The following is a 22475-nucleotide window of genomic DNA, read 5'->3' on the forward strand; positions in this document are numbered from 1 at the left end:
ACTTTCTTCTTAAAGATAGTTCGAACAAAAATAATTACCTTTACTCTACCAGTAATTCGAAGAAAAAACAACTGCTAAATGTAACTTTTTTCGAAATAACATGTTTTAAGAGGGGAACGCTCTGATACGGAAATCTGATTTGAGACTAGAACAGCCCATTTTCAGCTGATAAAACCGCTTTACGGTCTCTTAAGGAAGCAATTGACAACCCTTTTTTTAATCGGTATTGTATGTAATCATGAGCCCGAATACCATGGTGCAGCCTCTGTACATAAAAATAGATAGGGAGTAGGTCAACTTGAACCTGCGGCTTATAAACAGTCTGTTTCTTTTCATTTTGATCATGTCACTTACTTCATGCCATTATCCTGACGGGAACCGGACAATTACTATCGGAATCAATGAATCTGATCAATCGATCTGGGAGTTTGTCGCGAAAAAAGCCGGTGAGGAAGGATTGCAGCTGTCTTTGGTAACGTTTTCGGATTATGCCGAGGCCGATTTGGCGCTTGCCGGCGGGGATCTTGACGCCAATGCGTTTCAATCCGTTTCTTATTTTCAATCTTTGCCGCCTCATGTGAAAAAGAAGCTGGCTCCTTTAGGAACGACATATGCGGCATCGCTGGGGGTGTATTCCAAGCAGCATAAACGGCTGAAGGATATACCGGACGGAGCGGTCATTGCCGTGCCTGGTGAAGCGGCGGCCTTCGGCAGGGCGCTTTTTCTCATGCAGGAGGCCGGACTGATGACATTGAAAAAGGGATTCACCGGTACGGGTTCAACTGATATGATCAAGGGCAACCCGAAGCATCTGACCTTAAAAACGGAAACAAAAAAGAACGCCTATCAGGCGGCGGAACATGCTGACGCAGCAGTTCTCAGTCAAAGCGAGGCGAAAAGAGCAGGATTTCATGCGGAGAAGGACGCGCTGATCCGATCGGCGCAAATGAAGGAAGCGTATATTCATCTGATCGCCGTCAGAGCTGAGGATAAAGATGATGAACGGATGCAAAAACTCCTGTCTTTGTATCAATCAGATGATACCGCGGCGTTTATTGAAAAAGAATATGAGGGCAGCCTGATTCCTGTTTTCCTGAGGGGCGGCTTTCTCACTGAAAAGAAAGAATGATTTCCTCTTCGGGCGATCATTCTTTTTTTTTCAGTGCTGCACACTTGATTGCGCCCTGATGTTTTCGCTTTGTACAGCATCCGGTCCGCGATCAGGGGCAATGTCTGAGGGTCCGATGTATTTGTCGGATAATGCGCGATGCCGAGGGAAACGGTCACGGGAATTGTATCTCCGCTCGTCAGCAGAATCGGGTCCGCGTCAATCGTGTGCCTGATTTCTTCTGCGAGGTGAAGCCCTTTTGTATACGTGCAATTGGGCATAAGCACGGCAAATTCTTCCCCGCCGATGCGGGCTGACGGATCAGAACTGCTGAGTAAGAGCCTCAGGCGCGCCCCCAGTTCCTTCAGCACTTGGTCCCCTTCATAATGGCCGTATTGATCATTGATCTGCTTAAAGTGATCAATATCCAAAAAAATAAGCGCGAGCTGAGACGAGGGGGATTGAGACGCCCGATCGTACAGACCGCGCGAGACTTCCTCGAATTTTCTCTTATTAAAAATCCCCGTCAGAAAATCATAATTCGCTTGAAACTTGTATTGCTTGAACAAAAGGCGGGCATCGGCTTCGTGTTTAATAATATACAGCGACAGCATTCCGCCCAAGACGGAAATGAGCCAATAATAAACGAGGGCCCCGGCAGGCTGTTCGGGCATAAGAAACAGCAGCGTCAGGGTGAAAATAACATTTGAAAAAAGCAGCATAACGAACGCCATTTTGTGATCCGGCTTTTTTCCTCTGAGGACGGCCGCAGAAAGTATCGCAATAACCCCGACGGCGGCGATGGAAAAAATGGCGCTGGCATTGAAATTGATCAGGATACGGCCTGCGACGATAATCGCAAAGGCGGCTGCCGTAGACACCCAGCCTCCGTAAAGAGCGGCGATGATAATGGGGATATTTCTGAGATCAATGATGGAATCGGAGTAAGAAAAGCCGAAAGCAATCAGAAAAACCCCTAAAAGCCCGCAGACCGTCCCCTTCAGTAATTGAAACATCAGACGGTCTTCTTTATACGAAAGCGACTCTTTAAAAAGAAGGGTGAACAGATAATTAAATGTAATTAAAATCGTCAAATTAAGAAACAGTTCCTTCAGCATAACAATCACCCTTATATAAGTTACTAGAGAAAGGGTGGAAAGAAAAGAGAAAAGTCTATAAAAATACATATTTTGCCAATTCTTACTTGACCGATCGGAATTCATATAATATAGTGTTAAAGGATAATGAGCAAGGGAGTGTTTACCTGTTTTGGAGAATTTATTTATAGTCTTACATGTTTTTATTATGCTTTTGCTTATAGCAGGTCTGTTTGTCATGCAAAAAAAACACGTTTCCTTTTCTAAACGTGTCTTTACCGCGCTCGGACTAGGCATTGTATTCGGTTTTGCACTGCAATTGATTTACGGGCCGGCTTCACATATCGTGACACAAACGGCCGATTGGTTTAATATTGCCGGCGGCGGTTATGTCAAATTGCTTCAGATGATCGTCATGCCGCTAGTCTTTATTTCTATTCTCGGCGCATTTACGAAGCTGAAACTGACCCATAACATCGGGAAAATCAGCGGACTGATCATTGGGATTTTGATCGCTACAACAGCAATTGCTGCGGCAGTCGGAATTGTTTCGGCGCTTTCCTTTGATCTGAAAGCCGTTCATATCGACCAGGGAAGCACCGAGTTATCAAGAGGCCAGGAGCTGCAGCAAAAATCTGAGGATATGACGGCCAAAACGCTGCCTCAGCAAATCGTTGAGCTTCTGCCGGGAAATCCGTTTCTTGATTTCACGGGGGCCAGACCGACTTCCACCATCGGAGTCGTTATTTTCGCCGCTTTCCTCGGCATCGCTTTTCTGGGCGTGAAACGGAAGCAGCCGGAGCACGCTGCGACGTTCAGCGGAATTGTCGATGCGGTATACGCGATTATTATGCGCGTCGTGACATTAATTTTAAGACTGACGCCTTACGGGGTATTGGCGATTATGACAAAGACGATCGCGACAAGCGACATCGACAGCATTGCGAAACTGGGGATGTTTGTGATCGCTTCATACGCCGCGCTTATCGTCATGTTTATCATTCACTTGCTGCTGATTACGTTCAGCGGTTTAAATCCGATCACATACGTGAAAAAAGCATTTCCTGTCATGGTGTTTGCGTTTACGTCCCGTTCAAGCGCAGGGGCTTTGCCGCTCAATATTAAAACACAAAAAAGCATGGGCGTCCCGGAAGGAATTGCGAACTTCGCCGGTTCATTCGGCTTATCGATCGGTCAAAACGGCTGTGCCGGCATTTACCCGGCGATGCTCGCGATGATGATTGCGCCGACAGTGGGGCAAAACCCGTTTGAACCGGGATTTATCATTTCCGTCATCGCCATCGTGGCAATCAGTTCATTCGGTGTAGCAGGCGTGGGAGGCGGCGCGACATTTGCGGCTCTGCTCGTCCTATCCGCTTTGAACATGCCTGTCGCGCTTGCCGGGCTGCTCATTTCAATTGAGCCGTTAATTGACATGGGGCGCACCGCCTTAAATGTCAGCGGCAGTATGACCGCAGGGCTGTTAACAAGTAAAATGACGAAGGAAACCGATACCGCGGTGTACAATGATTCCTCAATCGTCATTGAAGCTGAAGAAGCTTAAAAGCAGATCGATGGTTCATTCTCTTATAGAAAAATAATAGATAGAGCGCTAAAACGAAAAATCCTTCATCGTTGAACGAATGAAGGATTTTTTCGTTTTCTAATGATTTCCGGGTTCAATTTCTTCCAGCATATTCATCACGGTGCTGTCATTTAAAACATTTACCGCGCTTTCTTCAAAGTGAATCGGCTCGGTATAGTGAGGCTTCGGCGAAGTTTCTTTACTGCGGTCTGCCTGTCCGTCCGTATGGGATGAGCCGGAGTGATTGCGGGAAGTCTGCTCATGCTGCCTTCCGCCGGAACCCCCGCCGAATGCCTGTTTGATCAGCTCGGCAGGCTGCGTGGAGCCGTTTTGTGAATGCCGGGCTTTGTCCGTGTGCTGCTGTCCGCCGGAATCCCCGCCGAACGCCTGTTTGATCATCTCGGCAGGCTGCATGGAGCCGCCTTGTGAGTGCCGTGCTTTGTCCGTGTGCTGCTGTCCGCCGGATTCTCCGCCGAAAGCCTGCTTAATCATCTCAGCAGGCTGCATGGAGTGTGCGTCATCTTTATGCTGCATTCGGCCTGAAACCATTCCGGTGATTTTGCGGCGGATTTCCGGTGATAAAGCTGCAATCAAAAGTGATGAGCCAATCAGCAGCGCTGTCGGGCTGATGCCTTTTTTTTGTCTGAACAAGTTAAATCCCTCCTCATTCTAGTGATTACATTTATCTTTTCCTTTCCTTCTGATATTTATCCAAACCGCTCAAAATGCAAACGGAGTGCATAAATCCAGCCGAATAGAAAAACCTATACGTAAAGTGAGAAAGGAGGAATTCACATGATAAAAAAACAAGCAGTTATCTCTGCCCTTCTTCTGCCGATGCTGATTACCGCAGGGTGCAGTATGGGAAACCAGGGAGAAGGAAAACGAAATGACAACCGCACCCAAAATGTAAATTACCGCAACACGCCTAACGACGGTGCGACAAATATGAATACAGGGAACCGTCATAACCAAAACACCGCAGATCACAATAACGACCGTAACCTGAGCGTTGCCGATAAAGCCGCAGACAAGGTGACTGATCTGAAAGAAGTTAAAAATGCAACTGTGATCATTGCCGGAAACACCGCTTATGTTGCTGTTGTTTTGACAAACGGGCAAAAAGGCGCCATCGCCAACCATTTGAAAAATAAGATTACCGATAAGGTGAAATCAGCCGATAAACATGTCCGGACAGTATATGTATCAGCGAATCCGGATTTCGTGGAACGTATGCAAGGCTACGGAAAACGAATCAAAAACGGCCACCCGGTATCCGGTCTGTTTGATGAATTCGGCCAAATGGTGCAGCGTGTATTCCCAACCCCCAATAAATAAATGAAATGAATGGAAAAGCCGCATTTGCTGCGGCTTTTTTATTTTATCTGCCGTCACGGCCAAACCTTCCGGCGCATAAAGTAAAGAATGAGATGAAAATTGAAGGATCGGGGAGGGAGCTTGTTTGCGTGACGGCATGGGGAAACGGGCGGCATTCACTCTGATCCTGTGCGGAGTCCTTGTCATATTGGCTGTCAGTTCAGCCGTTTCAGTAAGTATGATGTACGTCCTGTCAGGCCAAAACAGCCGCTCTGTTCCGACGAAGGAACAAGTGACTGAACACATGAATAAAGAAATTTACAAACATACAGCGATTTACTATACGGCGGATGAAAAGCCGCTCTTGGATCTGACCAAGCTTACGCTGGACCACGCAAAGCGTATCAATCAAATCATTGTCGGCTATAAAGGTGCAGCGCCACTTGAACTCATTTTTTTTTCAGATGAAGCTGAAATGGAGCAATATTCAGGATTGAAAAATGTAGTCGGTTTTTATTCAGAACAGGAGCAGATGATGGGGCTTTTGCCTGAAGAGAAAAAACAGCTTTTGAAAAAAGATGAGCTGGCCGTTTTCATGTATAAGCAATTGATTATACATGAATATACACACTACGCGTTTCATCAAAAAACGCGGCAATTGGGGACGGATACGTCTGTATTTCCGCTTTGGTTTCATGAGGGGCTGAGCGAGTGGGTCGCGCATTATGATGTAGTCATTGATCCGATTGCATTTTCCGTCGTGCCGTTTGATCAATTAACGACCGACCGAAAATGGCAGAAATCGCGTATGGAATATGAAACAGATGTCTATTTGCAAAGCTTCTATATGATAAAGGACTTAACCGAAACATTCGGAGAAGGCATTATCTTAACCATTATCAACAAAACCGCCGAAACACAGGATTTTGAAAAAGGCTTTGAAGCGGCTACGAAAGAAAGCCTGAAACGATTTGAACATGATTTCACAAAAGCATATGAAAAAAAGAAAACGGCATTGGAGAGTCAGGTTTCCAACGCCGTTTTTTAATCAATGGAGGTTTTGCTGCTGCTGTCCCATTTGTCCTTTAATCGGAGGCATTTGCGGCTGTCCCTGCGCCGGCGCAAATGAATTCAGCATGGTCTGCATATCTTGTGCATTGAGCTGAGGAACCTGATAATAACCGTGTTTGTTTTGGTATAAGAAGATTTCAAACGCCATTTCGACATATTGCTGAATTTGGGCGGAAAGCACTCTTCTTGTGACGGGATTGGTCATTTCAAGCGAGCTCATCGTCAAGAGAGAAGCTTGAGCTTTAATCAGGCCGAGCATATGGCCGCTGATCCCGAGATCTTTGACATCATTTAATGATTGATTCGGTTTTTTCGGCTGAGTCGGTTTTATACCGTAGACGGCCTGGTTCTGTTCCTTCATCATATATGTCGACGTTTCCTGAGAAGGCTTTTGGCCGGTTTTAAAGCATTCTGCCGTCAGATTATAGAGTCCGAGAATGAATTGATACTGGCGGTCAAGGATGTCGGCCAGCTGCTGATCCTGTATAAACTGTCTGAGCATCATAAATTGATCCAAAACGCCGACTGTTCCGGCCAGCACTTCATGCATATCGAAAAGCTCATGTCCTCCGTGATTCACTTGCGGTGAACCCGGGATCCCCTGATTTACTGGCGGCTGCTGCTGATTCTGCTGCTGTTCCACTGGTTGTTTTCCTCCTTCATGTCAAATCATCATTAAGATGTGAAAAAAGCCGATCCGTTATACATCAAGACCTATTTCGTTACGTGGGGATTATTTACTATTTTGCGCCAGCGAATACAATCTTTACAAAAAAGTGATGTGATTTTTAAGAAAATAAGCTAACGTATTTCTTAGAAGACAGGGGGGGAAATGAATGAAGAAAAAAAGGGGTATGCGTCTTTCGTGCTGTTTGCTGACGGTTTGTTTTATGATGTTCAGCGTGAAAGATGCGGAAGCAATCGGACAAGCCGGATCACTGAATGAAGCCGGCACGGATAAAGCGTATAAAGAACGGCAGACTGAAGACTCCGGCCGTGTCCCGCTCAGAATCATCAGCATGAATGATCTGCACGGAAAAATTGATCAGCAATATGAGCTTGACCTTAACGGAGACGGTAAACCGGATGGCACTTTCGGGCGGATGGACTACGCCGCCGCGTACATTAAAAAGGCGAAAGCCGAGAAAGAACACGCCTTTGTCGTGCATGCGGGCGATATGATCGGGGGCAGCTCTCCCGTGTCAGCCCTTTTTCAGGATGAACCGACAGTAGAATTGATGGAAGACATCGGTTTTGATGTCGGAACTGTCGGCAATCACGAATTCGATGAAGGAACGGATGAGCTTAAACGGATCATCAATGGAGGAGATCATCCGGACGGTAAGGGGACAAGCGGTTATGACGGCCAAAATTTCCCGCTCGTCTGCGCAAACTGTAAACTGAAGTCAGGGGAGTCCTTTCTGCCGCCGTATGAAATCAAATACGTTTCCGGAATTCCGGTCGCATTTATCGGGGTTGTAACCAGATCGGCGGCAGGCATGGTCATCCCGGACGGAATTAAAAATATTACGTTTACGGATGAGGTAAAGGCCGTCAATGACGCCGCCGCTGACCTGAAGAAAAAAGGAATTAAAGCAATCGCCGTACTCGCCCATATGTCTGCTGAACAAAATGGCTCAGCCATCACGGGAGAATCCGCAAAGCTTGCAAGCGGAACAGACTCAGAGATTGATGTGATTTTCGCCGCGCACAATCATAAAGTCGTAAACGGAGAAATCAACGGCAAGCTGATCGTGCAGGCATTTGAATACGGAAAAGCAATCGGAATCGCCGATCTTGAACTTGATAAAGAGTCGAAGGATATCGTGAAAAAATCAGCGGAAATCCAATATATCGATCAAAGTAAAATCAAGCCTGACCCGGCTGCGGCAGGCATATTAAGCAAATATGAAGAGAAAGTGAAACCGATTATCAGCGAAACGGTCGGGGAAGCGGCCCATGATATAACGGGCGGGTATTCAAATGACGGCGACACGGCGCTCGGAAATCTGATTGCCGACGGTATGAAAGCGAAGATGAAATCCGATTTTGCGCTTATGAATGGGGGAGGCATCCGGGACGGCATAAAAAAAGGGCCGATCACATGGGGAGACCTTTATAATGTACAGCCGTTCGGCAATGTGCTGACGAAGCTTGAAATCAAAGGAAAAGATTTGCGGGAGATTATTAATGCGCAAATTTCTCCGGTGTACGGTCCGGATTACAGCATCAGCGGATTTACCTATACATGGAACCCGGAAACCGGACAAGCGGTTGATATGAAAATGGCGGACGGGACAGACATACAGCCCGAAAAAGGATATACAGTAACAGTCAATCAATTTATGGCGACGGCAGCGGGGGCAAAATACGGTCCGATCGGGAAACTCGGCAAGAATCCGGTGACGGGGCCTGAGGATTTGGAAGCGACAGTAGACTATGTCAAAAGCTTTTCCGCACCGATTTCTTATCAAACCGATGGCCGCATCCGCACGGCATCAGCAGGCGAAACACCTGATGACACCGGCAATCAGCCGGGAAGCGGGGAAACACCGGGCGGCACCAGGCCTGATAAAGGAGAAAAACCTCAAGCGGAAAAACCCGCTAAAAAACCGGATGCAGCAGAACAGCCTGATCAAACCAAAAAACCTAAACGTCCTGTCGTAAAAGAAACAGCATCTGATACAGTGCAGTCAATTCCCGAATCCCGTCCGGCGTCTGCCGCAAATTCGGAACAGAGCACAAAACAGACTGAAAGCGGCACACAAAAAGGCCGCCCATTGCCTGATACTTCAGCGGGCAGCCATCAGACGGCATTGGCCGGCCTGATGATCACGGGTGCCGGCGTATATTGGCTTTTCAGAAAGAAAAGGGGAACCCGCACACGATGAACAAACTGAAACATATTCCGCTTCTCGTCATCATCGCCGGTATCATCATCACATGTTACGGAAGCTGGAAGATCATTGATTCACATATGAAAACGAACCAATCGCTTGAAGAAGCAAAACAAGCAACAGAACCTGTCTTGGAAAAGAACGAAACAAAAAGCGCTGTGCTGACACAGCGCAAAAAAGAATTTCACCCCGAAACGGGTGAGGCAAGCGGCATTTTAGAAATTCCTGAAATCGACGCTGAGCTCCCGATCGTCGAAGGGACTGACGCAGATGATTTAGCAAAAGGCGTCGGACATTATAAGGACAGCTATTATCCGGGCGATCACGGCCAAATTGTGTTATCCGGCCACAGGGACACGGTGTTCCGCCGGACCGGCGAACTGAAAAAAGGAGACAGACTGAACGTGATTTTGTCTTACGGCACGTTTTCTTATAAAATCAGCCGTACAAAAATCGTCAGCCGGGATGATACATCTGTCATCACCCTTCAGCACAAGCGGGAGGAACTGATCCTGACCACTTGCTATCCGTTTTCTTACATTGGAAATGCGCCGAAACGATATATTATATATGCCGACCCGGTTTAAGAAAAATACGTTTCGGTAAAATGAGCCAGATCAGCCGGCATCGGCGCCTCGGCAACGATTTCTTCTCCTGAGATCGGATGGACGACACTGACTTTTTTGGCGTGAAGCGCCTGCCTGTGAAACAGCGTCCTGCTTCCGCCGTACAGGTCATCGCCCGCCAACGGATGGCCGATGCTTGCCATATGCACCCTGATTTGATGTGTTCTCCCGGTTTCCAGTTCAAGCTCTGCCAATGTAAGCTGCGCACCGGGATGATAGCCTTTCACTCTGTAATGGGTGACGGCGGCTTGTCCGCCGGGTGAGACGCGCCGTCTGACGGAATGTGACCTGTCGCGGCCGATCGGCGAGTCAACCGTGCCTTTTTTCGGCGTGACTTTTCCTTCCGCCGCGGCGATATAGGTGCGTTTTAATGTTTTGGTTTCGAGCTGACGGTCAAGGATTGCATGGGCCAGGCGGTGTTTCGCGAAAACGACCGCGCCTGACGTGTCACGGTCAAGACGGTGAACGTGGCGCACTTTCGCCTGCTCGCCGTTGATTTGAAAATGGTAAGCGATCAGGTTGCTGAGGGTGCCGGTCTGACCCTCTTCATTTGGATGAGTCGGCATTCCCGCCGGCTTATTTGCAATCAGCATATGATTGTCCTCAAATAAAATGTCCGGCTCTCCGTATTCCGGAGTCACCGAAGAACCCGTTTTTTCCTGAAGATCAATGAATAAGCGATCTCCGGTCTTCAGTATGATATTGTTTTTCGGGGATGTCCGATTCACCTGAATGCTTTCTTGGTTCATCCATTCCGTAATTACGGGTTTTGACGCCTGGAATTCAGATTTCAGGACTGAAAACAGCCATTGTCCGGCGTGCTTTTCCGTAATCAGGAGTTCCAGACCGCGGTCATTTTGTTTCATATCATAAAGCTCCTTTTCAAGCGGAAAGCGGCTGTTTCAATAGGAAACACTTACCTTAGCTTTCGCGTTTTTTTCTATGCTATTCTTGATAAAGATTAAGGATATTCACATGGCAAGAAAGGTGATTGATGTGAGAATTGTGAACGCAGCGACTGACGGACAAGAAAGCGCGATACAAGAGCTTTCCTCTGAATTGTTTCAAAATGTCTTTCCTCTTTATTTCTCCGAACTGGAAATTCAGCGCTTTAAAAAAAGGGGCGTATTATCATTACAAAACCAACGTTACCAAGGAACTTTAAAAGAAGCGTTTCAAATTATGGCTTGTCTGCAAACGGTACATATCATGCTGTCAAAGCCGCACCCGGTATATGACGTCAAAGAGCGGGCGCTGTTTGATAAAAATTGCGCTTTGCTGAATGAATGCGGAATGAATTTTCCCTTTACCTATGATGATTTCGAGACAGGGGCCGGATCAGAAGCCTGCGGTCACAGAAGGCTGATCTGACGGGTATAAAGAGCCTTTTAACAGGCTCTTTTTTGCTTCTTTGACATGATACCACAATTTCTTTCCTCTAACTCCCTTTATAATGAGACAAATCCCCGAGCATAATAAATGTCGAAAGGGGTGCTTTACAATGAGTTCAATCAAACAATCAATGACTACCCACGTGGCTACCGTTTCTCCCAATCAAACGATTCAGGAAGCGGCTGCGCTGATGCACCAGCATAATGTCGGAGCAATTCCCGTCGTTGACGGAGGGGAATTAAAAGGAATGCTGACAGACCGTGATATCGCATTGAGAACAACGGCTCAAGGCCGCGACGGCCAAACACCTGTTTCACACGTGATGTCTTCTGCAGTTGTATCCGGAAACCCGGAAATGAGTCTTGAAGAGGCGTCACATCTGATGGCCCAACACCAAATCCGCCGCCTTCCCATTGTCGATCAAAATCATCTGGTCGGGATCGTTGCGCTTGGAGACTTAGCGGTCGATCAGCGTTCAAATGAGTCTGCGGGAGCAGCTCTTTCCAATATTTCCAGTCAAAACACACAGTAACGGATGAAGAGAGCTTGCACTCATGCAGGCTCTTCTTTCCGTCAGAATGTTACATTTTGAACGCGAAAGAAATTCACGGTATAGTGTATACATAGGTCAGTACGTTTAGCTAAAGGAGCTGTAACCATTGATAAAAGCATTAATCTTTGATTTTGACGGGTTAATTTTAGATACAGAAACCCATGAATATGAAGTGCTGCAGGAAATGTTTGAAGAACACGGTTCAACATTGCCTTTATCCGTCTGGGGAAAGGTGATCGGAACGGCCGCGGGTTTTAAGCCGTTCGCATATTTAGAGGAGCAGCTGGGAAGAAAGCTCGATCATGATGAACTGACGGCGATCAGGCGCGGGCGCTTCGAACAGCGGATGAAGACGGAAACGGCGCGTCCCGGGGTGGAGGCTTATTTAGCCGCGGCAAAAGAATTAGGATTGAAAGTGGGGCTCGCGTCCAGCTCAGATTTTAAATGGGTATCGGGCCATCTGAAGGAATTAGGCCTGTTTGATGAATTTGAAGTGATTCAGACGGCTGACGACGTAGAAGAAGTGAAGCCGAATCCGGAGCTCTATCTGAAAGCTGCGGAACATTTAGGCGTTGAACCATCTGAATGTCTGGCCTTTGAGGATTCGGTCAACGGCTCAATCGCAGCCAAACGCGCCGGAATGAAATGTGTCATCGTCCCGAATAAGGTAACAAGCGCCCTGTTATTTGAAGAATACGATCACAGACTGGAATCGATGGCGGAAATGGAACTTGAATTACTCTTACAGCGATTGAACGATCAAAACGAACCGGCAGGGGGAAGCAGCATTGTCTGAGAAACTTGATCTGACCCGTTTTGAAAAGAAAATGGTCATACGGAATATGGAAGAGAAAGATATCAACAAAATAATTGAGCTGCAAAAGGATTGTTTTCCGGGGATGGAGCCGTGGGAGCCTGAGCATTTAATCAGCCATCTCGCGCACTTTCCGGAAGGTCAGTTTTGCGCCGAGTATGAAGGGGAAATTATCGGTTCATGCTCAAGCCTGATCATCAATTTCGATGAATATGATGACCGCCACACGTGGCAGGACATTACAGACGATGGTTATATCACGAACCACAACCCGGACGGATTGAATCTGTACGGGATTGAGGTAATGGTTCACCCGGAATACAGACGGATGAAAATCGGACACCGGCTGTATGAGGCGAGAAAAGACTTGGCGAGACGATTGAATCTGAAAAGCATCATTATCGGCGGGCGGATTCCGAATTATCATAAGTATGCGGAAGAAATGACGGCGAGAGCCTATGTCGAACAGGTGACGCGCCATCAGATTTATGATCCGGTGCTTTCTTTCCAGCTGATGAACGGATTTACGCTCATGCGGATCAATCCGAATTATCTCCCGGATGACACCGCGTCCATTAAATATGCGACATTAATGCAATGGAACAATGTCGATTACCTGCCGCAGTCGAAGCGCTATTACAAATCGGCATTTCCGGTGCGCATCTGCGTCATTCAATATGAAATGAAAAAGATTTACTCCTTCGAGGAATTTGCCAATCAGGTTGAATATTATGTCGATGTGGCTTCCGATGCGAGATCTGATTTCGCGGTGTTCCCGGAGATTTTCACGACGCAGCTCATGTCATTTCTCGAGGAGCGTTCGCCGAGTCTGGCCATTCAGAGGATTACCGAATATACCGAGGACTATATCAGCCTCTTTACAGATCTCGCGGTGAAATATAATGTCAACATCATCGGCGGCTCCCACTTCGTTGAAGAAGAGGGGAAAATTTATAACATCGCCTACTTATTCAGACGTGACGGCACGATTGAAAAACAATATAAGCTTCACATTACGCCGAATGAGCGGAAATGGTGGGGCATCAGCGCCGGAGACAGGGTGCGCGTATTTGATACGGACTGCGGAAAGATCGCCATTCAGATCTGTTACGATATCGAATTTCCGGAGCTTGCGAGAATTGCCGCGGATCAAGGAGCGAAAATTATCTTTACGCCATTCTGCACTGAAGACCGCCAAGGCTACTTGCGCGTAAGGTACTGCTCTCAGGCGAGAGCGGTTGAAAACCAAATTTACACCGTCATCTCAGGTACGGTCGGAAACCTGCCGCAAACAGAAAATATGGATATTCAATACGCGCAGTCAGCCATTTTTGCTCCGTCGGATTTTGAATTTGCCAGAGACGGAATCGTCGGTGAAACGAATCCGAATATCGAAATGGTCGTGATCGGGGACGTGGACCTTGAAATCTTAAGAAGGCAGCGTGAAAACGGAACCGTGCGCCAGCTGAAAGACCGGCGCAAAGACATTTACCGGATTACGCATCTTAAATAAAAAACGCCCGCTCCGCTTAAGGGGCGGGTTTTTTTATAAAAACACTTGCGCCGGCCCCGGTTTCGGGATATGCTCTTGTAGCTCTTTCGCTTTCTGGGAGAAAGCGTTTTTTTAATTGCCGCCGCTTTATTGACTCGCCCATGCCGCGCCTTTATATTCTTATTAAGAGGAAAACTTCACCAAGAGAATCGGCGTCAGAAGCCGGGCAGCTTTCGATACAGTGCAATGATATTGAAAGGGAGATGAGCGGTGTGGAACATGTACAAAAAAATCAGTCACTCAAACAAAAGGATAAAGAGCTGATTTGGCACGCAATGAAAGGGGCGGAGCCGGATGACAGCATAATCGTCCAAAAAGGGGAAGGCGCCTGGGTTACGGACATTGACGGCAGACGGTATTTGGACGGCATGTCAGGCCTGTGGTGCGTCAATATCGGATACGGGAGAAAGGAGCTTGCCGATGCGGCTTACAGCCAATTGAAGGAGCTTCCTTATTATCCGCTGACCCAAAGCCATCAACCCGCGATTGAGCTTGCGGAAAAACTGAATGAATGGCTCGGCGGCGATTATGTGATCTTCTTTTCCAACAGCGGATCGGAAGCAAATGAAACCGCGTTCAAAATTGCCCGCCAATACCACATTGAAAACGGCGATCACAGCCGCTTCAAATTCATCTCCCGGTACAGAGGCTATCACGGCAATACGATGGGGGCGCTCGCCGCTACCGGCCAGGCGCAGAGAAAATATAAATATGAGCCGCTCTCACAAGGGTTTTTGCATGCGGCGCCGCCTGATCTTTATCGGAATCCCGGAGATGCCGTCACATTGGAAAGCGCGCATGAAATCGACCGGATCATGACGTGGGAGTTAAGCGAAACGATTGCCGGCGTTATTATGGAACCGATTATTACAGGCGGAGGGATACTGATGCCTCCGGACGGGTATATGGCAAAGGTAGAGGACATTTGCCGCCGCCACGGCGCGCTTCTGATCAGTGATGAAGTCATTTGCGGTTTCGGCCGCACGGGAGAGCCGTTCGGATTTCAGCATTACGGCGTTTCACCGGACATCGTCACAATGGCAAAAGGCATTACGAGCGCTTACCTGCCGCTGTCGGCAACGGCAGTAAAACGGGAGATTTTTGAGGCGTATTCGGGCGGTGAGCCGTACGGCCGCTTCCGGCACGTGAATACATTCGGAGGCAATCCGGCAGCCTGCGCCCTGGCCTTGAAAAACCTGCAATTGATGGAGGACGAAAATCTGATCGCCCGCTCCCGTGAGCTTGGAGAAAGGCTGCTCCGTGAGCTTGAGCCGCTCAGAGAACATCCGGCGGTCGGAGATGTACGGGGCAAGGGCCTTCTTGCCGGCATTGAGCTCGTCAAGGACAAAGTCACGAAGGAACCCGCTGATGCCGCCCTTGTGCAGCACGTCATCACCGCCTGCAGAGAAAAAGGCCTGCTTGTCGGGAAAAATGGCGATACTGTAGCGGGATATAATAATGTCATTCAGCTGTCTCCGCCTTTTTGCCTGTCGGACGAGGAGCTCTCTTTCATCATTTCGACCGTCAAGGAAAGCGTGCTGAGCATTGATTTTTAATGTAAAGGAGTAAAACATGAGTTTTCACAACCAGCAGATTCTACCGGCAATCCGGAACATGAAGCAATTCGATGCATTTTTAGAAAGTCCGTTCTTATACGGCGTCATTTTAGATATCCACCTCGGTCAATTAAAAGGTGTCGTGAATGAAGCAAAAAAACACGGAAAACTTCTGATGGTTCACGTCGATTTAATTCACGGCATTAAGCATGACGAATACGGTGCGGAGTTTATTTGTCAGGATATCCGGCCCGCGGGCATCATTTCGACGAGATCATCAGTCATCGTCAAAGCGAAACAAAAGAAAATATACGCGATCCAGCGTCTGTTTCTCTTGGATACGAGCGCCATGGAGAAAAGCATGGAATTCGTCGGAAAGCATAAGCCTGACTTTATCGAGGTTCTCCCGGGCATCGTTCCGACTTTAATTAGAGAAATTAAAGAAATGACGGGGATTCCGATTTTTGCCGGCGGCTTTATCCGCACGGAGCAGGACGTTGAAAACGCCTTGCAGGCAGGAGCCACGGCCGTGACGACTTCAGACACCGAACTATGGGCTAAATATGAACATTCTATGACAAAAAAAGATTGACACCGCTTACACCCATTGTTACAATAGACCTAGGTTAATACTATGTGATGGAGATCCGGAGACCCACAACAGCTCTTTACGGAAGCAATAAAGCGTAAAGCGGTTTGTTGTGGGTTTTTTATTCTCTATAACTCTGTCAAACCTGCTATTTTGTCATTTAGGAGGAATGGTGATGACAGCATTTTGGGGAGAAGTAATCGGTACAATGCTGCTTGTTATTTTCGGCGGCGGCGTTTGTGCGGGAGTCAATTTAAAGAAATCGCTTTCATACCAATCCGGATGGATTGTTATTGTATTCGGCTGGGGATTGGGAGTAGCCATGGCGGCATATGCCGTCGGCAGTATCAGCGGCGCCCACTTGAATCCGGCTTTAACGATAGGCCTTGCGCTTGAAGGCAGCTTTCCTTGGAAAGAGGTCCCTGTTTATATTGCGGGGCAGATGATCGGAGCAATGATCGGTGCGGTTGTTGTGTACCTTCATTATCTGCCGCATTGGAAGGCGACGGATGATCCGGCCGCTAAACTGGGCGTTTTCTCGACTGGCCCGAGTATTCCTCATACATTTGGGAATATGATAAGTGAAGTCATTGGTACGTTTGTGCTTGTGCTCGGCATTTTGGCAATCGGAGCGAATGAATTTACAAAAGGGCTGAACCCGCTGATTGTCGGATTCCTCATTGTTGCCATCGGGATTTCTCTTGGAGGGACGACCGGATATGCGATCAACCCTGCGCGGGATTTGGGGCCGAGAATCGCTCACGCCTTTCTGCCGATTCCGAAAAAAGGGCCGTCAAATTGGAAATATGCCTGGATTCCCGTAGTCGGTCCGATCATGGGCGGTGCGTTCGGCGGCGTATTTTACAATGCCGCGTTTAAAGGAAATGTGACACCTAGCTTTTGGTTTGTAAGCGTTATAATGGTTGTAGTGCTTTTCATACTCTATATTTATACCAAGAAATCTCAATCACGGAAAATATTATCAAATTCTGAATATATTTAAAAAGGAGAGCGGCATCATGGAGACCTATATTTTATCAATTGACCAAGGCACAACAAGTTCAAGAGCGATTCTTTTTAATAAAGAAGGAAAAATCGTGCATTCCGCTCAAAAGGAATTCACACAGCATTTCCCTCAGCCGGGCTGGGTGGAGCACAATGCGAACGAAATCTGGGGATCGGTGCTCGCCGTTATCGCGACTGTGATCTCCGAGTCCGGAATCAGCGCTGATCAAATTGCCGGCATCGGCATCACGAACCAAAGGGAAACGACGGTCGTATGGGATAAAGATACCGGAAAGCCGGTATACAATGCGATTGTGTGGCAATCGAGACAAACATCCGGCATTTGCGAAGAGCTTCGTGAAAAAGGATATAATGATACATTCAGAGAAAAAACGGGACTTTTGATCGACCCTTATTTCTCAGGAACGAAAGTCAAATGGATTCTTGACAATGTAGAAGGCGCGCGGGAAAAAGCGGAAAACGGAAATCTTCTGTTCGGAACGATTGATTCATGGCTCATCTGGAAAATGTCCGGAGGGGCGGCGCACGTAACGGATTATTCCAACGCTTCAAGAACGCTGATGTTTAATATTCATGAATTAAAATGGGATGACGAGCTGCTTGATATTTTAGGCGTGCCGAAATCAATGCTGCCGGAAGTGAAACCGTCTTCTCATGTGTACGCGAAAACGGTTGATTATCATTTCTTCGGTAAAAACATTCCGATTGCGGGAGCGGCGGGAGACCAGCAGTCAGCGCTGTTCGGCCAGGCGTGCTTTGAAGAAGGCATGGGGAAAAACACATACGGCACAGGCTGCTTTATGCTGATGAATACCGGAGAAAAAGCCATCACTTCTGATCACGGCCTCCTGACGACAATCGCCTGGGGATTAGACGGAAAAGTCGAGTATGCGCTGGAAGGAAGCATCTTTGTCGCAGGTTCTGCCATCCAATGGCTGAGAGACGGCATGCGGATGTTCCAGGATTCAAAAGAAAGCGAGACATACGCAGAGCGTGTGGATTCCGCTGACGGTGTTTATGTCGTGCCCGCTTTCGTCGGATTAGGCACACCGTACTGGGACAGTGACGTGCGCGGCTCAGTTTTCGGCCTGACACGCGGAACGACGAAGGAGCATTTTATCCGGGCTACGCTTGAATCTCTCGCTTATCAGGCGAAAGATGTACTTGATGCCATGGAGGCTGATTCAGGCATCTCTTTAAAAACATTGCGTGTAGACGGCGGAGCGGTAAAAAATAACTTCCTCATGCAGTTCCAAAGCGACTTGCTTGATGTGCCGGTCGAACGTCCGGAAATTAATGAAACGACGGCGCTCGGTGCCGCGTATTTGGCCGGAATCGCTGTCGGATACTGGAAGGACAGCACTGAAATCGCCGATCAATGGAACCTTGATAAGCAATTCAAACCGGAAATGGAAGATGAAAAACGCGATGAATTGTACGGCGGATGGAAAAAAGCAGTAAATGCAGCTATGGCTTTTAAATAAGATAAAAATGTGGTATACTGAAAACAAGTTAATAGGAACGGTCCTGAGATGAGGAGAGACCACAGCACCAAAGTGATGACATGCGCTTTGGCTGTTGTGGTCTCTTTTTCTATACCGTGACAACAAGGAGGAAACGTAATGATGAATCACCAATTTTCAAGTTTGGAACGGGATCATATGCTGGAAGACATGACTAAAAAAACATACGATCTGTTTATTATAGGCGGAGGTATTACGGGTGCCGGTACGGCGCTTGACGCAGCTTCAAGGGGAATGAAAGTCGCTTTGAGCGAAATGCAGGATTTCGCGGCCGGCACATCAAGCCGATCCACAAAGCTTGTCCACGGCGGTTTGCGTTATCTGAAGCAATTTGAAGTCAAAATGGTTGCAGAAGTCGGTAAGGAACGTGCCATCGTGTACGAAAACGGCCCGCACGTCACGACGCCGGAATGGATGCTGCTGCCGTTTCATAAAGGCGGCACGTTCGGTTCATTCTCTACTTCTATCGGCCTGCGTGTGTATGACTATTTAGCGGGAGTAAAAAAATCAGAGCGCAGAAGCATGCTGTCTGCTAAAGAAACGCTGCAAAAAGAGCCGCTCGTCAAAAAAGACGGCTTAAAAGGCGGAGGCTATTATGTAGAGTACCGGACGGACGATGCGAGACTGACGATTGAAGTCATGAAAGAAGCCGTTAAATTCGGTGCGGAGCCTGTCAACTACTCTAAAGTGAAAGAACTGCTTTATGAAAAAGGAAAAGTTGTCGGCGTTTTAATTGAAGATCTGCTGTCAGGCAAGGAATACAAAGTTTACGCCAAAAAAATCGTCAATGCGACAGGTCCGTGGGTCGACGAGCTGAGAGAAAAAGACCACAGCAAAAGCGGAAAACATCTTCAGCACACAAAAGGGGTCCATCTCGTATTCGACCAATCCGTATTCCCGCTTAAACAGGCGGTGTACTTTGATACGCCGGACGGCCGGATGGTGTTCGCCATTCCGCGTGAAGGAAAAACATACGTGGGTACGACCGATACGGTTTACAAACAAAAACTTGAGCATCCGCGCATGACGGTGCAGGATCGCGATTATGTCGTCAGCTCCATCAATTATATGTTCCCGGAACTGAACATTACGGCGGACGATATTGAATCAAGCTGGGCCGGCCTCAGACCGCTTATTCACGAAGAAGGGAAAGACCCGTCTGAGATCTCCCGTAAAGATGAAATCTGGACATCTCAATCAGGCCTGATTACGATCGCCGGAGGAAAACTGACGGGCTACCGTAAAATGGCTGAGCACATTGTCGATCTTGTCCGCGACCGCTTGAAAGAAGAGGGCGGCCAGGACTTCGGCGGCTGCAAGACGAAGACGATGCCGATTTCCGGCGGACATGTCGGCGGCTCTAAAAACTTCGAGTCATTTGTGGAAGCAAAGACAAAAGACGGCTTGAAAATCGGTTTATCACAGGAAACCGCTAAGCAGTTAGCCATCAGATACGGCTCTAACGTTGAAAATGTATTCAGCCGGATTGAAGGTCTGAAAGACGAAGCGGAAAAACGCCAGATTCCGGTTCACATTCTGGCTGAAGCGGCTTACAGCATCGAAGAAGAAATGGCTGCGACACCTGCCGATTTCTTCGTCCGCAGAACGGGAAGACTGTTCTTCGACATCAAATGGGTGCAAACGTATAAAACGGCCGTGATTGATTACATGAGCGACCGATTCCAATGGAATGACGCAACGAAAGAAAAACACACTGAGTGGTTAAATACGCTGCTGCACGACGCGGTTGTTCCGCTCGAACAATAATAACCGGAGGGCTGTGCCGAAAAGGCATGAGCCCTTCTTTTATCTTCTTACATAAAGCATTTGGTTAAGTTATCAAGTGACACGGGCAGCCGATTCATATTAAAATATGGTCATAAGCTGAAATTATAGGAGGACGAACATGAGTTGGAGTAAGAGCTACGAACGCTGGAATCAGGCCGAACAATTAGATTCAGAATTGAAAAAATTATTGGCGGACGCAGAAGGAAACGAGCAGCTGCTGGAAGATTTTTTCTACAAAAATCTTGAGTTCGGAACAGGAGGCATGAGAGGAGAAATCGGGCCGGGTACGAACAGGATGAATATTTACACGGTCCGCAAAGCATCCGCCGGACTTGCGGCGTATATCGAAAAACAGGGAGAAGACGCGAAAAAAAGAGGGGTTGCGATCGCATACGACTCCCGTCATAAATCTCCTGAGTTTGCGATGGAAGCTGCAAAAACCCTTGCTTCCCAAGGCATTCAAACATACGTATTTGATGAGCTCCGCCCGACGCCTGAGCTGTCTTTTGCGGTGAGAAAGCTGAACGCTTATGCCGGTATCGTCGTGACAGCCAGCCATAACCCGCCTGAATATAACGGATATAAAGTGTATGGCGATGACGGCGCACAGCTGCCGCCGAAAGAAGCGGACATCGTCATTGCGGAAGTGAATGCCATAGAAAATGAATTAACGATTCAAGTTGAAGATGAACAGTCGCTGAAAGAAAAAGGTTTGATTAAAATAATCGGTGAAGAAATTGATAAACCGTATACTGAAAAACTGACTTCCATCTCCGTACATCCCGAGCTTTCGGATGAAGTGGATGTCAGCGTCGTGTTCACTCCGCTGCACGGCACGGCAAATAAACCGGTACGCCGCGGTCTTGAAGCACTCGGTTACAAAAACGTCACCGTCGTAAAGGAGCAAGAGCTGCCGGACCCGGATTTTTCAACCGTCAAATCGCCGAATCCGGAAGAGCACGCGGCATTCGAATATGCCATTAAACTCGGAGAAGAACAAAATGCCGATATTCTCGTCGCTACGGACCCGGATGCCGACCGTCTCGGCATTGCCGTAAAAAACAGCGAAGGCAAGTACACAGTGCTGACGGGAAATCAGACAGGCGCGCTTTTATTGCATTACCTGCTTTCCGAGAAGAAAAAACAGGGCACCCTTCCTGAAAACGGTGTCGTCATGAAAACGATTGTCACGAGCGAATTGGGCCGCTCCGTCGCTTCATCGTTCGGGTTAGATACGATTGACACGCTGACAGGCTTCAAATTTATCGGTGAAAAGATCAAAGAATATGAAAAATCAGGCCAATACACGTTCCAGTTCGGGTATGAAGAAAGCTACGGCTACTTAATCGGCGATTTCGCGCGTGACAAAGACGCGATCCAGGCTGCGCTGTTAGCCGTCGAGGTATGCGCCTTTTATAAAAAGCAGGGCATGTCGCTTTATGACGCGCTGCTGTCCATTTTTAAAGAATACGGTTATTATCGTGAAGGCTTGAAGTCATTGACGTTAAAAGGAAAACAGGGAGCAGAGCAGATTTCCGCTATCCTGACTTCCTTCCGAAACGATCCGCCGAAGCAGATGGCCGGAAAACAAATCACGCAGGCTGAGGACTATTCAACGGGAAAACGGACTGTATTTACCGATCATCGTGAAGAAGATATTGATCTTCCGAAGTCAAATGTCCTGAAATATTTCCTTGAAGACGGCTCTTGGTTCTGCCTTCGTCCATCAGGAACGGAGCCGAAAGTGAAGTTCTATTTCGCCGTGAAGGGAACTTCTTTACAAGACAGCGAACAGCGTCTTGCCGCATTATCTGAAGCCGTCATGAAAACGGTGGATGGCATAGTGGAAAAAACGAAATAAACAACAAACCGCCGGAAGCGACATCCGGCGGTTTTTTTATACGCCTCATCCGAAAGTATGAGGAAAATTCATGCTGAAAACAAAGGAATATACAGAAAAGAATTGATATAATATGGATAA

Annotated in this window: 19 protein-coding genes and 1 pseudogene; 16 read left to right on the forward strand and 4 right to left on the reverse strand. The window is 47.6% G+C overall.

All coding sequences use genetic code 11. From position 1 onward, the window contains the following. Window positions 1-298: 298 nt before the first annotated feature. Window positions 299-1129 carry a MetQ/NlpA family ABC transporter substrate-binding protein gene (locus NYE38_RS04670; protein WP_172870097.1) on the forward strand — a complete coding sequence of 277 codons (831 nt, stop codon included), beginning with the start codon at window positions 299-301 and terminating at the stop codon, window positions 1127-1129. Between the two features lie 23 nt (window positions 1130-1152). Here the strand turns inward: NYE38_RS04670 and NYE38_RS04675 are convergent. Further along, window positions 1153-2226, reverse strand: a pseudogene (locus NYE38_RS04675) (diguanylate cyclase); the annotation flags it as partial. 151 nt (window positions 2227-2377) lie between these two features. Between NYE38_RS04675 and NYE38_RS04680 the strand changes: the two are divergent. Further along, window positions 2378-3769 (forward strand): L-cystine transporter, encoded by a 1392-nt coding sequence (locus NYE38_RS04680; RefSeq protein ID WP_014417276.1) that lies wholly within the window; start codon window positions 2378-2380, stop codon window positions 3767-3769. Between the two features lie 99 nt (window positions 3770-3868). On the opposite strand, the gene NYE38_RS04685 is transcribed toward NYE38_RS04680, so the two are convergent. After that, entirely contained in the window at window positions 3869-4441 is a 573-nt protein-coding gene (locus NYE38_RS04685; protein ID WP_340803107.1) for a hypothetical protein, read from the reverse strand. A gap of 144 nt (window positions 4442-4585) precedes the next feature. Between NYE38_RS04685 and NYE38_RS04690 the strand changes: the two genes are divergently transcribed. Both NYE38_RS04690 and NYE38_RS04695 read left to right on the forward strand, forming a co-directional pair. Continuing rightward, the gene (locus tag NYE38_RS04690; RefSeq protein ID WP_060963213.1) at window positions 4586-5128 is read left to right on the forward strand and encodes a YhcN/YlaJ family sporulation lipoprotein; all 543 of its coding nucleotides are present in this window, start codon (window positions 4586-4588) and stop codon (window positions 5126-5128) included. A 124-nt stretch (window positions 5129-5252) separates the two neighbouring features. After that, entirely contained in the window at window positions 5253-6155 is a 903-nt protein-coding gene (locus tag NYE38_RS04695; RefSeq protein WP_025649518.1) for a hypothetical protein, read from the forward strand. Here NYE38_RS04695 and NYE38_RS04700 read toward each other — a convergent pair whose 3' ends face one another. After that, complete coding sequence (locus NYE38_RS04700) at window positions 6156-6821, reverse strand: spore coat protein (RefSeq protein WP_007610275.1); 666 nt, start codon at window positions 6819-6821, stop codon at window positions 6156-6158. A gap of 193 nt (window positions 6822-7014) precedes the next feature. On the opposite strand from NYE38_RS04700, the gene NYE38_RS04705 reads away from it, so the two are divergent. Next, on the forward strand, window positions 7015-9069 hold the full coding sequence (locus NYE38_RS04705; protein WP_017417333.1) for a 5'-nucleotidase C-terminal domain-containing protein: 2055 nt from the start codon (window positions 7015-7017) through the stop codon (window positions 9067-9069). After that, a complete protein-coding gene (locus tag NYE38_RS04710; RefSeq protein ID WP_017417334.1) occupies window positions 9066-9662 on the forward strand; it encodes a class D sortase in 597 nt (198 codons plus the stop codon). Before NYE38_RS04705 ends, NYE38_RS04710 begins: the two co-directional genes overlap by 4 nt. Here the strand turns inward: NYE38_RS04710 and NYE38_RS04715 are convergent. Further along, window positions 9659-10567, reverse strand: coding sequence for an RluA family pseudouridine synthase (locus NYE38_RS04715; RefSeq protein WP_017417335.1), 909 nt, complete (start codon window positions 10565-10567; stop codon window positions 9659-9661). The genes NYE38_RS04710 and NYE38_RS04715 overlap by 4 nt on opposite strands. Window positions 10568-10676: 109 nt before the next feature. Here NYE38_RS04715 and NYE38_RS04720 point away from each other — a divergent pair, with 109 nt between their 5' ends. The 10 genes from NYE38_RS04720 (at window position 10677) to NYE38_RS04765 (ending at window position 22355) form a co-directional block, all read left to right on the forward strand. Then, window positions 10677-11072, forward strand: coding sequence for a DUF5365 family protein (locus NYE38_RS04720; RefSeq protein ID WP_007408448.1), 396 nt, complete (start codon window positions 10677-10679; stop codon window positions 11070-11072). Window positions 11073-11202: 130 nt separating this feature from the next. Then, complete coding sequence (locus tag NYE38_RS04725; protein WP_007408449.1) at window positions 11203-11625, forward strand: CBS domain-containing protein; 423 nt, start codon at window positions 11203-11205, stop codon at window positions 11623-11625. A gap of 127 nt (window positions 11626-11752) precedes the next feature. Beyond that, window positions 11753-12442 carry an HAD family hydrolase gene (locus NYE38_RS04730; RefSeq protein ID WP_003155347.1) on the forward strand — a complete coding sequence of 230 codons (690 nt, stop codon included), beginning with the start codon at window positions 11753-11755 and terminating at the stop codon, window positions 12440-12442. Continuing rightward, window positions 12435-13973 carry a bifunctional GNAT family N-acetyltransferase/carbon-nitrogen hydrolase family protein gene (locus NYE38_RS04735; RefSeq protein ID WP_007408451.1) on the forward strand — a complete coding sequence of 513 codons (1539 nt, stop codon included), beginning with the start codon at window positions 12435-12437 and terminating at the stop codon, window positions 13971-13973. The genes NYE38_RS04730 and NYE38_RS04735 overlap by 8 nt, the downstream gene beginning before the upstream one ends. 242 nt (window positions 13974-14215) lie before the next feature. Further along, window positions 14216-15568, forward strand: coding sequence for an aspartate aminotransferase family protein (locus NYE38_RS04740; protein WP_088056574.1), 1353 nt, complete (start codon window positions 14216-14218; stop codon window positions 15566-15568). 16 nt (window positions 15569-15584) lie between these two features. Beyond that, window positions 15585-16160 (forward strand): glycerol-3-phosphate responsive antiterminator, encoded by a 576-nt coding sequence (locus tag NYE38_RS04745; protein WP_007610287.1) that lies wholly within the window; start codon window positions 15585-15587, stop codon window positions 16158-16160. A 172-nt stretch (window positions 16161-16332) separates the two neighbouring features. Beyond that, window positions 16333-17160 (forward strand): MIP/aquaporin family protein, encoded by an 828-nt coding sequence (locus NYE38_RS04750; RefSeq protein WP_021494903.1) that lies wholly within the window; start codon window positions 16333-16335, stop codon window positions 17158-17160. Window positions 17161-17176: 16 nt separating this feature from the next. Continuing rightward, window positions 17177-18667 (forward strand): glycerol kinase GlpK, encoded by a 1491-nt coding sequence (gene glpK, locus NYE38_RS04755; RefSeq protein ID WP_007610291.1) that lies wholly within the window; start codon window positions 17177-17179, stop codon window positions 18665-18667. 138 nt (window positions 18668-18805) lie between these two features. Next, a complete protein-coding gene (gene glpD, locus NYE38_RS04760; protein ID WP_014417285.1) occupies window positions 18806-20473 on the forward strand; it encodes a glycerol-3-phosphate dehydrogenase in 1668 nt (555 codons plus the stop codon). Between the two features lie 139 nt (window positions 20474-20612). After that, complete coding sequence (locus NYE38_RS04765; protein WP_017417338.1) at window positions 20613-22355, forward strand: phospho-sugar mutase; 1743 nt, start codon at window positions 20613-20615, stop codon at window positions 22353-22355. Window positions 22356-22475 lie beyond the last annotated feature (120 nt).

The organism is Bacillus sp. EU63 (genome assembly GCF_038592915.1).
GTDB classification, from domain to species: Bacteria; Bacillota; Bacilli; order Bacillales; family Bacillaceae; genus Bacillus; species Bacillus velezensis.